Genomic DNA, 14,060 nt, shown 5'->3' on the forward strand with positions numbered 1-14,060 from the left:
GATCCTCCTGTGTTGACACTGTTTTCGATGTTCGGTCAGCGGGCGCCGGACGCCGCGGCGACGAGTGCCGCGGTGTAGGCGTGTCGGGGACGGGCGAGAACCTCGCTCGCGCGGCCGGTTTCGACGACACGGCCGCCCTGCATGACGACGATGTTCTCGCAGCTACGTTCGGCGAGCGCGAGATCGTGCGTGATGTGAACGACGGCGAGACCGGTGTCGGCGGCGAGTTCGGCCATCAGGTCCACGATCCCGATGCGCAGCGACGCGTCGAGGCCGCTGGTCGGTTCGTCGGCGAGCAGGAGGCGCGGGCGCGTCACCAGTGCCCGCGCGAATGCCACGCGCTGGCGCTGGCCGCCGGACAGTTCGTGAGGAAAACGGTCCAGATAACGAGTCGTCGGAGTCAGGTGCACGGCGTCGAGAGCGGCGACTGCCGCATCCCGCCGCTCGGTACGGTCACCGAGTCCGTGGATCACCAGGGGTTCGGCGACGATGTCCCTGACCCGCAATCCGGGTGGCAGCGACGCGTACGGGTCCTGGAAGACCATGTGCATGTCGCGGCGCACCTGGCGTCGTTGCCGTCCGCGAGCAGTCGTCACGTCGATACCGTCGAATACGATGCTGCCCGCTGTCGGGGTGACCAGCCCGGCCACCGCCCGCGCCACCGTGGACTTTCCGGCACCGGAACCGCCCACCAGGGCGACGGATTCACCCGCCGTGACCCGCAGGGACACGTCCGACACGGCGGGCACACCGTCGAACGCCACGGACAGCGACCGGATATCGAGCAGCGGGCTCACCGTGCGGCCTCGAGCAGCGCGGGGCGGAGCCGGGGAGCGGACTCGACGAGGTGCCGGGTGTAGGGATGCTCGGGTGCTCCGGTGATCTGCGCGACCGGGCCGATCTCCACCAGTTCCCCGTCCCTCATCACCGCGATACGGTCGGCGATCCGCTCGATGACCGGAAGGTTGTGGGTGACGACCAGCAGCGCCAGCGAGTGCCGGGTCCGCAGGTCGTCGAGCAGTGCGAGCACTTCCGCTTCGCGGAGCACGTCGAGGCCGCTGGTGGGCTCGTCGGCGATCAGAACGTCCGGATCGTTCGCCAATGCCATCGCGATGACGACACGCTGGCGCATGCCCCCGGACAGTTGATGCGGGTAGGCGTCGGCCCGATCGGCACCGAGACCCACCTGGGCCAGCAGGTCGAGCGAGCGTGCCCGCGCGTCGGCGCGACTGCAGGAACGGTGTGCCCTGACGGCCTCGTCCAGTTGAGAACCGATTGTCATCACCGGGTTCAGCGCGCTGAGAGCCTCCTGCGGAACGAGAGCGATGCGGTTGCCACGCATGGAGCGCAATTCCGCGGGCGTCATGGCCGCGACGTCCCGTCCGGACACGAGCACACGTCCGGACACGATGCGTGCCGCGGGCGGCAGCAAGCCCACTGCGGCAGCGGCGACGGTCGACTTTCCGCTGCCGGATTCGCCGACCAGACCGAGCAGCTCGCCGGGTGCGATCGAGAACGACACGCCGGTGGCACCGCGTCCGGCCGCGCCGTAGCGGACGGTGAGGTTGTCGACGACCAGGGGGCGTTGCACGTCGTCGGTGACGGTCTCGGGGGCAGCCGCACGGAGACGCGACCGGCGAGAGGCTTTGCGCGGTAGAAGGATCGGTCGTGTCCGCTCTTCGATGGCGTTGCCGAGCAGTGCGAACCCGAGCACCGTGACCGCGATCGCGATGCCGGGGGGAAGGACCCACCACAGCCACGCATCGGTGAGGAATGCGTTGCGGGAGTGGGCCATCGACAGCATGGCTCCCCAGCTGGCCGCCGAGATGTCGCCGAGCCCGAGGAACGACAGCGAGGCCTCGAGCAGGATCGCGGTCTTGACGGCGAGGACGAATTGCGGAACGACGAGGGGGAGTATCCCGGGTGCGATGTGGCGGCGGAGCACATAACCCGCGCTTGCACCCATCGCTCGCTCGGCCTGGATGTGATCGCGCTCGCGCAGGGTGAGTACCTGTGCGCGCAGTTCACGGGCCATGCCGGCCCAGAGGACAGCGGAGATGACCATGATCTGGGTGCGAAGGCCCGGACCGGCGAACACACCGATCACAATCGTCAGCGGCAACACCGGGAGGGACAGCACGACGTCGACGGCGCGCATGAGGACGGTGTCGAGGGCGCCGCGCGCATAGCCGGCGACGACACCGACGATCGTGCCGATCGCGGTGGCGACGGTCGCGGCGACGACACCGACGAACAGGGAGACACGAGCGCCGTGAAGCAGCATCGACAGCAGGTCGTGCCCGACGTCGTCGGCGCCGAGCCAGTGCTGCGAGGACGGCGACGCGAACGGCCGTGTCGCGCGCTCAGCCGGGTCGAAGGGGGAGAGCCACGGCGCGGCCAGCGCGCACAGCAGCAGGATTCCGAGGATTACCGCCCCGGCCGTTGCGAGTCGCTGCGACCGTGTCTTCGTGCCGATGATGCTCACACGGTCACCTCTTCGTGAATCGTGGCGGAGGTCCGGTCGCGACGGACCCGGGGATCGAGCAGGGGATACGTCAGGTCGGCGACGACGTTCGCGGCGACGATGCCGACCGTGGCGAGCAGGAATGCGCCCTGGAGCAGGGGATAGTCCCGTGCGGTGACCGCGTCGAAGGTGAGTTTGCCGAGACCGGGATAGGCGAAGACGGATTCGACGACGACCGCACCGGACAGCAGGACTCCCACGGTGAGCGTGAGGGTGGTGTAGACGGGCAGCAGTGCGTTGCGCAGGGCGTGTCCGACGGCGACGCGGAATTCGCTCGCCCCTTTCGCGCGGGCGAGGCGCACGAACGGTTCGTCGAGCACCCCGACCATCGACGCCCGGGTCATGAGGAAGAACCCGCCGATACCGGCGATCGTGAGCGTGGCGACGGGAAGCGCCATGCGTGAGGCGACTTCGAGCAACCATTCCCCGCCGGTGGAGGTGATGGCCGCTGCCCCGTAGGACGGGAACCAGCCGAGGGTCACGGAGAACACCGCGATGAGGATCATTCCGATGAAGAAACCGGGCATCGAATCGAGAACGAGAATGCCGACGACGGTGCCGGTTTCCTTACCGGTGCCGCGGCGCCAGGCCGCCCAGGCTCCGAGCAGGGTGCCGATGAGGAACGCCAAGAGGGTGCCGATACCCACCAGCGCGATCGTCCAGGGCAGCTTGTCCCACAGAACGTCGACCACGGGCCGGTTGTGCTGCACGGAGATTCCGAGATCTCCGTGCAGCAGACCGGACCAGAACGAGAGGTATTGCTCGAGGATCGGCCGGTCGAGTCCGTACTCGGCGCGCATCTGCGCGATGTATTTCGGATCGAGGGCCTGCTGGTCGCCTCCGTAGAGGTATTCGACGGGATCGCCGGGCGCCAAGTAGGGCAACGCGAAGTTCAGCGTCACCGCCGCCCACAACACGAGCGCGTATTGCCCTGCTCGACGCACGACGGTCATGGGTCAGTCCTGCGGCGCTTGTGCGTTGGCTGCCTCGACGACGTCCGCCGGCAGGAACGACCACTTGTGGACGATGCCGTAACCCGGGGTTTCGATCCATCCACCGAACGTGTCGGCGCGGAAAGCCCAGTACTCGTCCGGGTAGTACAGGGCGATGGCGGTCGGCTGGCGGTTGAACAGCTTCTGCATGTCCTGCATGGCGGCGATGCGCGCGTCGTTGGTCTCGGTGGCCTTCCACGCGTCGTACAGGGCGTCGAACTCCGGGTAGGCGATGTCCGGGTGCTTCCACAGGTTGCCGGAGCGGTGCGACATGATGAACTGCGTCGAATCGGCCACTGCGTGTGGGCTGTTCGTGGTGACCATCATGTCGTAGGTCTTCTTGGACGACGCGTCGGAGAACGACCCGGAGTCGAGCGGAGTCACCGCGGCGGCGATGCCGATCTCGGCGAAGTCCTCTACGAGCAGTTCGGCGGCGCGGACCTGCGGTGCGTTGCCACCGTTGACGGCCATGGTGAAGGTCGCCGGTTCGCCGGCGGGGTTCTCCCGGGTGCCGTCGCCGTCACGGTCGGTCCAGCCGAGCCGGTCGAGCAGTGCCGTGGCTTGCTCGGTGTCGTAAGGGGTCGACGCGTCGGGGTCGGCGAACGGCGCGTCCGGATGGACGTAGCCCTGTGTGCCGGGACGGCCCTGACCGAGGCCGACGACGTCGAGCAACTGGTCGCGATCGACCGCGAGGTTCAGTGCCGCGCGGAAGTCGGCCTGCGCGAACGGTTCCCGGGTGAAGTTCAATTTGAGTTCCGGGTAGCTCAGCGGCGCGACGGTGATGACGCCGATGTCGTTCGACGCGGTGAACCGGTCGACGAGTTCGGGTGTGAGCGCACGGTCGGCGGCGTCGATCTGGCCGGAGCTGAGCGCGGTGAATGCGGCGGCGATGTCTTCGATGACCGGCATGACGAGTTCGTCGACGGTCGGGGTGCCTGCGAAGTAGTCCGCGTTCGCCTCGAAGCGGTACCCGCTGGTGGGGCTGTAGTCGACGAGCACGAACGGGCCGGTGCCGATCGGGAGGTCGGTGACCGCCTTGGCCTCGGCGGGGTCGACCTTCGACCACACGTGCTCGGGGATGATCGGCAGGTCCGCGAGTGTGACGGGGCCCAGTTCGGGGCACGAGTAGTCGCACACGAAGCGGACCGAGTTCTCGTCCACGGCGTCGACCGTGGAGATGGACGGCGTGTCGTTGACGTGGTGGGTGTAGCGACCGGTGGGGGCGGCGTGCATGTAGTGGAAGCTGAAGACGACGTCGTCCGCCGTGAAGGCCTCACCGTCGTGCCAGGTGACGTCGTCGCGGAGGTCGACCTCCCAGGTGGTCGCGCTGACCTGGCGGACGTCGGTGGCCAGCCACGGCTGCGGGTCGGACACGTACGGGGACGGCGACAGGAGCTTGTCGTAGATCAGCTCGGTCATCTGGTCCGTCTGGCCCGCGAAGATGTTGAGGGGCCCGGAGTCCTTGGATGCGGCGATGGTCAGCGACCGGGCGGTCGAGGGTCCGGAAGCCGAGTCCGTCGTGTCGCCCGACCCGCCGCATGCTGCAACGAGAAGTGCCGGCGCGAGAACGAGGGGCAGGGCGTGAGAACGCCGGAGTGTGCGCGTCAACTGAGTTCACATTCTGCTGAAGGGAAGTACACGGCCGCACGACCCGAGGTAAGGCAATCCTTAGTGCGGTAAGGCTACCTTAATCTAGATCCGGGCATAAAAGGCAACCGCCCCCTCGTGTGAGGGGGCGGTTGTGTTGTCTCCGGAGATCGGACGGTGCGGCTAGGGGCGGGGTGTCGCGGCCGTGTCGTAGGCCTCGCGCAGGAGTGCGGCCAGATGGTCGTCGAACCCGGCGGCCGTCGTGAGACTCAGACGATGGGTGGTGATCGGGCCGGTCGGGAACGCCTCACGGAGAGCCGCGTGGTGGACCCGCCGCGGCAGATCGAGGGCGACTTCGAGCTTCGAGGCGTACACGAATGCGGCAGCGAATGTGCGGCCGCGGGACCACGAGATCTCCGACGCGTGGACGCGTTCCTCGATGTCGTCACCGAGGGCGAGAACCATGGTGCGGAACCTCAGGAACGCCTCGACTGCGGCCGGGTCCTTGTCCGCCAGGTAGTCGTCGACCGTGGCGTACATCAGGGCTCCTCGGAAGGTCGGTCGGCAGACGTGCGGTCGGCAGACGTGCGGTCGGACCAGTCCGTCACCGGGACCGTCCGTAACGGTCGGCGAGCTTGTCCTCACGAGACCGCGGCGTCGCAGGAGCCGGCGCGTCGGCCGGTGCGGTGCCGGCGGGCACGGTGTCGGCAGCATCGTCGGCGAGCCCAGTGTTTTCCGACGTACGGATATCCGAACTCCGGCTGTCCGACTTCACGGTGTCCGAGGCGTCGGCAGCCGGCCCGGCGATCTTCGCCGCCTTCGCCTTCCGGCGTTCGCGGAGCTCGGCCCACACGAAGTAGCCGAGACCGAGCGGCGCCATGATGCCGAACGCGAGCCACTGGAGACCGTAGGAGAGGTAGGGGCCGGCGTCGAGCTGCGGCAAGGGAATGGTGCCGAGTCCGCCGGGCTGACCGTCGTCGAGCTGGAGGTACACGTCCTCGAGTGGAAGCCCGGTGACCTGCGCGACCTGCGGGGCGTCGATGAAGTAGACCTGCTGATATCCCGCGTCGGTGAACGGGTCCTTGCCGTCCACGGTGCCCTCCGACATCCGGATCCGAGCGTCGAGGGAGACCTCTCCGGCCGGTGCGGGCGGGACGTCGGGCACCGCGGTGCCCTGCACCGGGCGGACGAAACCACGGTTGACGAGGATCATCCGCCCGTCGTCGAACTCGAACGGAGTGAGGACTTCGTAGGCGGGACGGCCGTCGATGTTGCGCAGCCGCACGAGCACGTCGGAGTCGGGAAGATACGAACCCTGAGCCACGACCCGTCGCCACTCGTCGTCCACCGTCGGACCGGGGCCGGCGAGAAGGTCGCCGACCGGCACCGGATCCTCGGACATGGACGCGGCGAGACGATCGTTACGTTCCTCGGTGCTCGTGTTCTTGCCCAGCTGCCACGGGGCGAGGACGGTGAAGCACGCGTAGGCGAAGCCGCCGACCACCACGGCCAGGACCAGCCAGCTGGGACGGAGGAGAAACGTCAATCGGCGCACGTGTCCACGGTAGACGGTGAGGTAGGTCTCACTGCTGCCGCACCCAGTCGAGCAGCGCCGGAATCGCACCCTCGATCTGGTCGCGGACCTGCTCGAACTCGGGGAGTCCGCCGTAGTACGGATCGGGCACCGAATCGCCGTCGGCGTCCGGGTCCAGCGATCGCAGCAGGACGCGCCGCTCCGCCGGGACACCCAGGTGTGCCACCGCCCGATCGTGATGAGTGGTCATCGACACCACCAGGTCTGCCGAAAGATGCGACGGTCCGAGTTCCGCCGCGACATGTCCGGTCGGATACCCGTGTCGCTGGAGCACCGCGTTCGTCCGCGGGTCGGCCTCGGAGCCGACGTGCCAGCCGTGGGTGCCGGCGCTGCTCACCCGCACCCGATCGCCGAGTCCTTCGCGGCGCACGTGCTCGGCGAAGATCTTCTCGGCCATCGGAGACCGGCAGATGTTGCCGGTGCACACGAACGTCACGTGGAGCACGTCGTCAGCGGCCACCCGTGAGCACCTCGCGCAGTTCGTCGACACTGGTCGCGATGCGGGCGGCGGCCTGTGCCTCGGTGGCGTCGCCGTAACCCCATTCGACGAAGACCGTCGGTATGCCCCAGCGTCCCGCGCCGTGGATGTCGTGCTCACGATCACCGACCATCACCACGCCCGTGGTCCCTGCTTCCACCGGCCGGATACCGAGGGCTTCGAGGCTGTGCGCGACGACATCGGACTTCGCGCGCCGCGTTCCGTCGTCGCTCGCCCCGCCGATGAACTCGAAGTACGGAGTGAGCCCGAAGTGATCGAGGATGCGTTCGGCGAAGGACTCCGACTTCGATGTCGCGACCGCAAGCCGGCTACCTGCGGCGCGCACGGCGTCGAGCAGGGGTTCGATACCGTCGAACACCGCGTTCTCGGCCCAGCCGGTCGCCGAGTAGTACTCCCGGTATGCCGCGATCCCTGCGGCAATCCGGTCCTCGTCGAGCCCGAGTGCGAGCAGGCTGTCGCGCATGGGCGGACCCAGCAACCGGTGGAGGTTGCCCGTGGGGAGGGCGAATTCGACGGTGTCGGCCGCGTGGCGAAATCCGTTGATCACGCCGGTCGCGGAGTCTGTGAGTGTTCCGTCGAGGTCGAAGAGGACAACCGGGGCGGGCAGGAGCAGTGGCTGTGGTTCGACGAGAAGGGTCACGTATCCATTGTCCTCGGTTCGGGCACACCGCGCCGCGTAGGGTCGTCGGGACAGCCGAGACAACCCAGGAGGACACGTGACTGCGCCGTCGCTGCGTGAGGTGATCGACGTACTCGATACCGCGTATCCACCGTCGCTGGCCGAAGGGTGGGACTCCGTCGGACTGGTGGCAGGCGACCCCGCCGACCCCGTCCGCAAGGTGCTCCTCGCAGTCGACGCGACGGCCGAGGTCGTCGACGAGGCACTCGAGTGGGGTGCGCAGTTGCTGTTCGTCCACCACCCACTGCTGCTACGCGGCGTGGACACGGTCGGCGCGCACACCCCGAAAGGCGCGTTGATCCACCGGCTCATCCGCGGGGGCTGCGCGTTGTTCACCGCGCACACCAATGCCGATCGTGCGAATCCCGGGGTGTCCGACGCCCTGGCCGAGACACTCGGGCTGACCGGACTGCGGCCGCTCGAGGCGAAGCCCGAACCGGCCACCGACAAATGGGTGGTGATGGTGCCGTCCGGCGCCGCCGATACCGTCCGGCAGGCGTTGTTCGATGCCGGTGCCGGAGCACTCGGCAACTACACGGAGTGCTGCTGGACCACCTCGGGCACCGGCCAGTTCCGTCCCGTCGGCGCAGCCGACCCCGCCCTCGGCGTCCTCGGGGAACTCGAGCACGTCGAGGAAGCCCGTATCGAGGTGATCGCGCCTCGGGGTTCCCGCTCCCGGGTGCTCGCCGCCCTGCGCGCCGCGCATCCCTACGAGGAACCGGCGTTCGACGTGCTCGAACTCGCCGAACTCCCGAGTGCTCGCGGACTGGGGCGGGTCGGGGAGCTTGCCGAGACGGTGACGCTGGCAGAGTTCACCGAGTCGGTGGCCGCGGCCCTGCCCGCCACCGTGTGGGGAGTGCGCGCCGCGGGCGACCCCGATCGGGCGATCCGGACCGTCGCGGTGTGCGGCGGATCGGGTGATTCGTTCCTCGGCGCGGTCGCGGCGCTCGGCGTGGATGCCTACGTGACAGCGGACCTCCGGCACCACCCCGCCGACGAGCACCTGCGCGCGGGTGGTCCCGCACTTGTCGATGTCGCACACTGGGCGAGCGAGTATCCCTGGTGCGCCCAGGCACGTGACGTTCTCGACGCGGCATTCGCCGGCCGGGACGGCTGGCAGGCGCGGGTGAGCCGGTTGCGAACCGATCCGTGGACGACCGCCGCAGCACGCGCGGTACCGTAATCAGCTACGACCCGTCTCCGGGGCTGTCCGTCATCCCCGCCCATCGAGGCCCCACCGAAAGCAGGAACCACCCGAGTGAACGTCGAATCCGCAGTGCAGTCCAAGCTTCTGTCTCTCGCCGCCGTGGACGCGGAGCTGAATCGCCTTGCGCACCGCCGTCGCACCCTGCCGGAACAGCAGACGGTGGACCGGCTCCAGTCCGACCGCAACGCGCGTAAGGACGCGGCCGTGGCCGTCGAGATCATCCTCGACGATCTCGATCGCGACATCCGCAAGCTCGAAGGGGAGATCGAAGCGGTGCGCATGCGTGCCCAGCGCGATCGGACGATGCTCGAGAGCGGGTCGGTCGGCTCGAAGCAGCTCACGGAACTGCAGCACGAACTCGGAAGTCTCGAACGCCGCCAGGGCGCACTCGAGGACGACCTCCTCGAGGTGATGGAACGTCGCGAGGCGTCGAAGGGCGACCACGATCACGCCGGGGCGCAGGTCTCGCAGATCGACGACCAGCTCGCCGACGCGACCCGCGCTCGTGACGAAGCCCTCGCCGACCTCGACGTCGCCGAGCAGCGGTGCCGCAGCGACCGCGCGGCCCTGATCGCTGCGCTGCCCGAGGACCTGGTGGCGTTGTACGAGAAGCAGCGCGAACAGACCGGCATCGGCGCCGCCCTGCTGCAGGGACGCCGCTGCGGTGCCTGCCGCCTCGAGCTCGACCGAGGCGAGATCGCCCGGATCGCGGCCGCACCCGCCGATTCGCTCGTGCGATGCCCGGAGTGCAACTCGATCTTGGTGCGCACCAAGGAATCCGGACTGTGACCCGGGTCGTCGTCGAAGCGGACGGCGGCTCGAGAGGAAACCCGGGACCGGCGGGCTACGGTGCCGTGGTGTTCGACGCCGACCATCGGACCGTCCTCGCCGAGCGGCACGCGAGCATCGGGCGGGCCACCAACAACGTCGCCGAATACCGGGGACTGCTCGCGGGGCTGACCGCCGCCGCGGAACTCGGCGCCGACGAGGTGGACGTCCGCATGGATTCCAAGCTCGTCGTGGAGCAGATGTCGGGCCGCTGGAAGATCAAGCATCCCGACATGATTCCGCTCGCCGCGGCCGCGCGGGAGACGGCGGCGAAGTTCCGCCGCGTCGACTACACGTGGATTCCGCGCGCCGAGAACGCGTACGCCGACCGTCTCGCGAACGTGGCCATGGACGCCGCTGCCGAGGCGCTCGTCTCCGGCGAGGAGACACCCGCCCCCGCAGAGCCGTCCTCGTCGCCTTCGCCGGCCGCGGCGACTCCGGCACCCACGGCGCCGGGCTGGACGGGCGCGACCGGTTCGCCGACACGGCTCCTGTTGTTGCGGCACGGTCAGACGCCGCTGTCGGTGGAACGCCGTTACTCGGGGCGGGGCAACCCGCCGCTCACCGAACTCGGTCGTGAACAGGCCGTCGCCGCCGCCCGCCGGATCGCGGCGCGAGGAGGTGTCGCCGCCGTGGTGTCGTCGCCGCTCGGCCGCGCCCGCGAAACCGCCACCGTGGCCGCGGACGCCCTGGATCTGCCCGTGACGGTGCACAACGGCCTGATCGAGACGGACTTCGGGGAGTGGGAGGGCCTCACGTTCGGTGAGGCCGCCCAGCGCGATCCGGAGATCCATCGCGCGTGGCTCGGCGACACCTCGGTGCGTCCGCCCGGCGGGGAGAGTTTCGACGAGGTCCACAAGCGGATCGTCGCCGTGCGAGACGATCTGGTGTCCGAATACGGCGGAGCGACCGTGCTGGTCGTCTCACACGTCACTCCGATCAAGACCTTCCTACGGCTCGCGCTGGATTCGGGTCCGTCCCTGCTGTATCGGCTGCACCTGGACCTGGCTTCGTTCAGCACCGCGGAGTTCTATCCGGACGGCGGGTCTTCGGTGCGTCTGGTCAACGACACTTCGCATCTGTAACACGCGACGTCCCGGTTCACGGGAGCAGCGATGAAAAGAGTGGCCGCGCAGGCATGTCGGGGGGTGCCTGCGTGGCCACTCACATCATGTATCGCTGCGATCGGTGAGGTGTTACCGACCGCCCGAGCTTTTTTCGAACTTTCTTACACGCCGCAGGTCGTTGTCGCGGGGACGCCTGCGAATCGCTGGTCCAGCCAGTCCATTCCCTCCACGAGAGCGGGGAAAAGCCCTACGACGTGCCCGAACCCTGTCTTGGTGAAAGCCGGGGGAACGTCGTATCGCTGATAGGTGACATTCGCGCCGCCCGCACACCATTTGCCGACCATCGTGTCGACGCCCCCCACGAGAACGAAGTCGTCCCCGGTGGCCTGCGCCACGAACACCGGAGCGGACGGGGTCCGGTTGCCGAGTTCCTGTTCGGCGACGAGCGAGGCCCACGGTTCTTCCGACAGGTGCTCGACGATCGGCCGGCCGTCGACGGTGTACCGGGTGGTCGAAGAGAACGGGTCGAGCAGCGGTGCGTCGAACACGCACGCATTTTCGGCGCGGTCGAGAATGTCGAGGCCGGCCGGATTGAACGCGCTCAGCATCTCATCGGCGTGTTGCGGATACGCGGCGATGAACCCGTTGACGACCCAGCCGATGCCACCCGACAGGAACGAACCGTCACCGGCGACCGCCAGATCCCTCAGCGACGCGGGCGGTGATCCCGCCACAGCACCGGCGACCGGCAGTTCCGGGGCGTAGCTCGAGGCGAGTTCGGCCGCGGAGGCCGCAGCCATACCGCCCTGCGAATAGCCCCAGAAGGCGATCGGGCCGTTCTGATCCACACCGAGAGTTCCCAGCGACCGGGTGGCGCGGGCGAGATCGAGCATCGCGTGCCCCTGGGAGGCACGGTTGAGATAGGGGTGGACTCCGGCGGTGCCGAGCCCTTCGTAGTCGGTGACCGCGACCGCGTAGCCGCGCGCGAGGAGCGGCCCGATCTGGAGGTGCTCGTACTCCTGGCCGAAGGTCATGAGCTTCGACGGGGCGCACTGATCGCCCATGCCCTGTGTGCCCGGCCCGACCACGACGGTGGGCCGGGGGCCGTCGCCGGTCCACGGCAGTGCCGGGACCATCACGGTGCCGACGACGGCGACAGGCTTGTCGGTGGCGCTGGTGCTGCGATACATCACGCGGGTGACCGAGGCGTCGAGCACGGCGGGAGTACCGGGGATGATCGCGGCGACCGACGGGGCGGTGCGCAGTACGTCTCCCGGCGAACCGGAACTCAGGTCGGGAGTGGCGTAGAAATCGTCGGCCTGTGCGGCGGGGTCGGGCACCGCAGGCTGGGCTGCTGCGGTGGTCGTCGCAGTGAGGGAGAGTCCTGCGAGAGCGGCTGCGGCAAGCAGTCGTGCGGCAATCCGCATGTATGTCCTTCGAGTCGGATTTCACGTGCCGCGACTGCGGCCCTCGGGGAGGGTAACTGCACTTACGAGGTCCTCGGAGGTATTGCTTACTTGTGGTGACAAGTCACAGCAACTTGCGGAGTGTTTTCAGATTGCGAGAAGTGGTGACCGCCTTGTGCCGGCCGGACCCCGACTTCTTCCCGACCGCGCTGTCGAGCGTGTGCCCCTTCGCGACCTGCCAGTACAGGACACCCGCTCCCGGTGCGACGCACTCGATGTCGCTGTCGAGACGGTCCGCATCTGCGGCCAGGGCGTCGAGAACATCCGGGTCGGACACGAACACCACATAGGAATGCCGATCCTCGCGGTCTCCGAAGGGGTAGGCCGCCACGATGTCCGCCACCCGGGACTGCTCGACGACGAAGGTGTAGGCGTCGTACCCGAAGCGATCGGTCAGCGCGCTTTCGAGGGCGGGTTTCAGCGACGAGGCATCGTCGTCGGAGTCGAACAGCACGTTGCCCGACGCGAGCACGGTGCGGACGTCGCGATGTCCGGCCGAGGAGAACAACTCCGCCAGATCGGCCATCTTGATCCGGATACCGCCGACGTTGATCCCGCGCAGGAAAGCCACGTACCGAGTCATGCGGCTCACGGTAGTTCTCCCGCGGCGGTCGGGAGTCCGATATGCAGTGGTCGCACGGTGGCAGACGGCACGGGGTCCGTGCGTCGCACCCTTGCGGGGGCGCTACGCTGTCCGGGCGGACGAGTTGGCCGGGCGACCGCGGAACAGGGAACCGGCACCGGACGGTGTCAGGCCCTGCGTCGAGGAAAGTCCGGACTCCACAGAGCAGGGCGGTTGTTAACGGCAACCCGAGGTGACTCGCGGGACAGTGCCACAGAAAACAGACCGCCTGCCCCTCGCGGGCAGGTAAGGGTGAAACGGTGCGGTAAGAGCGCACCAGCACCCCGGGTGACCGGGGTGGCTAGGTAAACCCCGCCCGGAGCAAGGTTGAAGGTCGCATCGCTTCGCGGTGCGTCTGCGCAGGTGCTCGAGGGCTGCTCGCCCGAGCCTGCGGGTGAACCGCTCGAGGTACCCGGCAACGGTGTGCCCAGATGGATGGTCGCCACCCCGCTTCGGCGGGGGACAGGATCCGGCTTACAGGCCGACTCGTCCGCCCTGCATTCCTGTCCCACCCGCCGACGCGCGTGCCTGCCTCGGTCGGGCGACGACATCGCCGCCCCCCGAGATTCGGTCAGAGCGGTCCGACGACCAGCAAGTGGGCCCAGTACGAGGCGGACTCGGGGCCTACATAGGGCAGCAGTGCATCGAAAAGGATGTACGACACGTGTGATCTCCTTCGGTCGGTGACGATCTTGTGGCCGCGCCGACGCTACCAGCCGAGCCGATCGTCGCGTTTCGCCGAAACCGCCCCCGATATACCGGGTATCGCGTCGCTGTTCGGGCACACTGGGGCCATGAGTGACGACGGTTGGTATTTCGACGTGAAGACCGGCAAGGTGACCCAGGGCAAAGATCCCAGCGCCCTCAACCGCATGGGTCCGTACCCCGATCGGGAGACCGCCGTGCGGGCCCTCGACATCGCTGCCGCCCGCAACAAGGCAGCCGACGACGCGGACGACGAGTGGAACAAGTGATCGCGCGACGAGGAGCCCCGC

14 protein-coding genes and 1 other RNA gene are annotated in these 14,060 nt (G+C 68.4%); 5 read left to right on the forward strand and 10 right to left on the reverse strand.

The window, feature by feature from the left end; all coding sequences use genetic code 11:
* Nucleotides 1-35: 35 nt before the first annotated feature.
* From ACFWU2_RS14895 to ACFWU2_RS14930, 8 genes are all read right to left on the reverse strand, one after another.
* Entirely contained in the window at nt 36-797 is a 762-nt protein-coding gene (locus ACFWU2_RS14895; protein WP_378607434.1) for an ABC transporter ATP-binding protein, read from the reverse strand.
* Complete coding sequence (locus ACFWU2_RS14900; RefSeq protein ID WP_378607437.1) at nt 794-2,485, reverse strand: dipeptide/oligopeptide/nickel ABC transporter permease/ATP-binding protein; 1,692 nt, start codon at nt 2,483-2,485, stop codon at nt 794-796. Before ACFWU2_RS14900 ends, ACFWU2_RS14895 begins: the two co-directional genes overlap by 4 nt.
* A complete protein-coding gene (locus ACFWU2_RS14905) occupies nt 2,482-3,477 on the reverse strand; it encodes an ABC transporter permease (protein WP_378607440.1) in 996 nt (331 codons plus the stop codon). Before ACFWU2_RS14905 ends, ACFWU2_RS14900 begins: the two co-directional genes overlap by 4 nt.
* 3 nt (nt 3,478-3,480) lie before the next feature.
* Complete coding sequence (locus tag ACFWU2_RS14910) at nt 3,481-5,124, reverse strand: ABC transporter substrate-binding protein (RefSeq protein WP_378607443.1); 1,644 nt, start codon at nt 5,122-5,124, stop codon at nt 3,481-3,483.
* A 162-nt stretch (nt 5,125-5,286) separates the two neighbouring features.
* Nucleotides 5,287-5,643: a DUF5655 domain-containing protein gene (locus ACFWU2_RS14915; RefSeq protein ID WP_378607446.1), complete on the reverse strand. Its 357-nt coding sequence runs from the start codon at nt 5,641-5,643 to the stop codon at nt 5,287-5,289.
* Nucleotides 5,644-5,707: 64 nt separating this feature from the next.
* Nucleotides 5,708-6,658, reverse strand: a complete 951-nt coding sequence (locus ACFWU2_RS14920; RefSeq protein WP_378607449.1) for an SURF1 family protein — start codon at nt 6,656-6,658, stop codon at nt 5,708-5,710.
* A gap of 28 nt (nt 6,659-6,686) precedes the next feature.
* Nucleotides 6,687-7,157, reverse strand: coding sequence for a low molecular weight protein-tyrosine-phosphatase (locus tag ACFWU2_RS14925; RefSeq protein ID WP_378607452.1), 471 nt, complete (start codon nt 7,155-7,157; stop codon nt 6,687-6,689).
* Entirely contained in the window at nt 7,147-7,836 is a 690-nt protein-coding gene (locus tag ACFWU2_RS14930; RefSeq protein ID WP_378607455.1) for an HAD-IA family hydrolase, read from the reverse strand. Before ACFWU2_RS14930 ends, ACFWU2_RS14925 begins: the two co-directional genes overlap by 11 nt.
* A 76-nt stretch (nt 7,837-7,912) precedes the next feature.
* Here ACFWU2_RS14930 and ACFWU2_RS14935 point away from each other — a divergent pair, with 76 nt between their 5' ends.
* The 3 genes from ACFWU2_RS14935 (at nt 7,913) to ACFWU2_RS14945 (ending at nt 10,995) form a co-directional block, all read left to right on the forward strand.
* Nucleotides 7,913-9,058, forward strand: coding sequence for a Nif3-like dinuclear metal center hexameric protein (locus tag ACFWU2_RS14935; RefSeq protein ID WP_378607458.1), 1,146 nt, complete (start codon nt 7,913-7,915; stop codon nt 9,056-9,058).
* A gap of 75 nt (nt 9,059-9,133) precedes the next feature.
* Nucleotides 9,134-9,871, forward strand: a complete 738-nt coding sequence (locus ACFWU2_RS14940; RefSeq protein ID WP_378607461.1) for a zinc ribbon domain-containing protein — start codon at nt 9,134-9,136, stop codon at nt 9,869-9,871.
* Nucleotides 9,820-10,995 carry a bifunctional RNase H/acid phosphatase gene (locus ACFWU2_RS14945; protein ID WP_378607464.1) on the forward strand — a complete coding sequence of 392 codons (1,176 nt, stop codon included), beginning with the start codon at nt 9,820-9,822 and terminating at the stop codon, nt 10,993-10,995. Before ACFWU2_RS14940 ends, ACFWU2_RS14945 begins: the two co-directional genes overlap by 52 nt.
* Before the next feature lie 143 nt (nt 10,996-11,138).
* Here the strand turns inward: ACFWU2_RS14945 and ACFWU2_RS14950 are convergent, their stop codons facing one another.
* Entirely contained in the window at nt 11,139-12,404 is a 1,266-nt protein-coding gene (locus ACFWU2_RS14950) for an alpha/beta fold hydrolase (RefSeq protein WP_378607467.1), read from the reverse strand.
* 103 nt (nt 12,405-12,507) lie between these two features.
* The gene (locus ACFWU2_RS14955; RefSeq protein WP_378607470.1) at nt 12,508-13,026 is read right to left on the reverse strand and encodes a DUF1697 domain-containing protein; all 519 of its coding nucleotides are present in this window, start codon (nt 13,024-13,026) and stop codon (nt 12,508-12,510) included.
* Nucleotides 13,027-13,146: 120 nt separating this feature from the next.
* Here ACFWU2_RS14955 and rnpB point away from each other — a divergent pair.
* Together rnpB and ACFWU2_RS14965 are read left to right on the forward strand one after the other, a co-directional pair.
* Nucleotides 13,147-13,558: RNase P RNA component class A (gene rnpB / locus ACFWU2_RS14960), an RNA gene on the forward strand.
* Between the two features lie 301 nt (nt 13,559-13,859).
* On the forward strand, nt 13,860-14,039 hold the full coding sequence (locus ACFWU2_RS14965; RefSeq protein ID WP_378607473.1) for a hypothetical protein: 180 nt from the start codon (nt 13,860-13,862) through the stop codon (nt 14,037-14,039).
* The last annotated feature ends 21 nt before the right edge of the window (nt 14,040-14,060 follow it).

Origin of the sequence: Rhodococcus sp. NPDC058639 (assembly GCF_042717545.1) — a bacterium.
Classification (GTDB): Bacteria; Actinomycetota; Actinomycetes; order Mycobacteriales; family Mycobacteriaceae; genus Rhodococcus.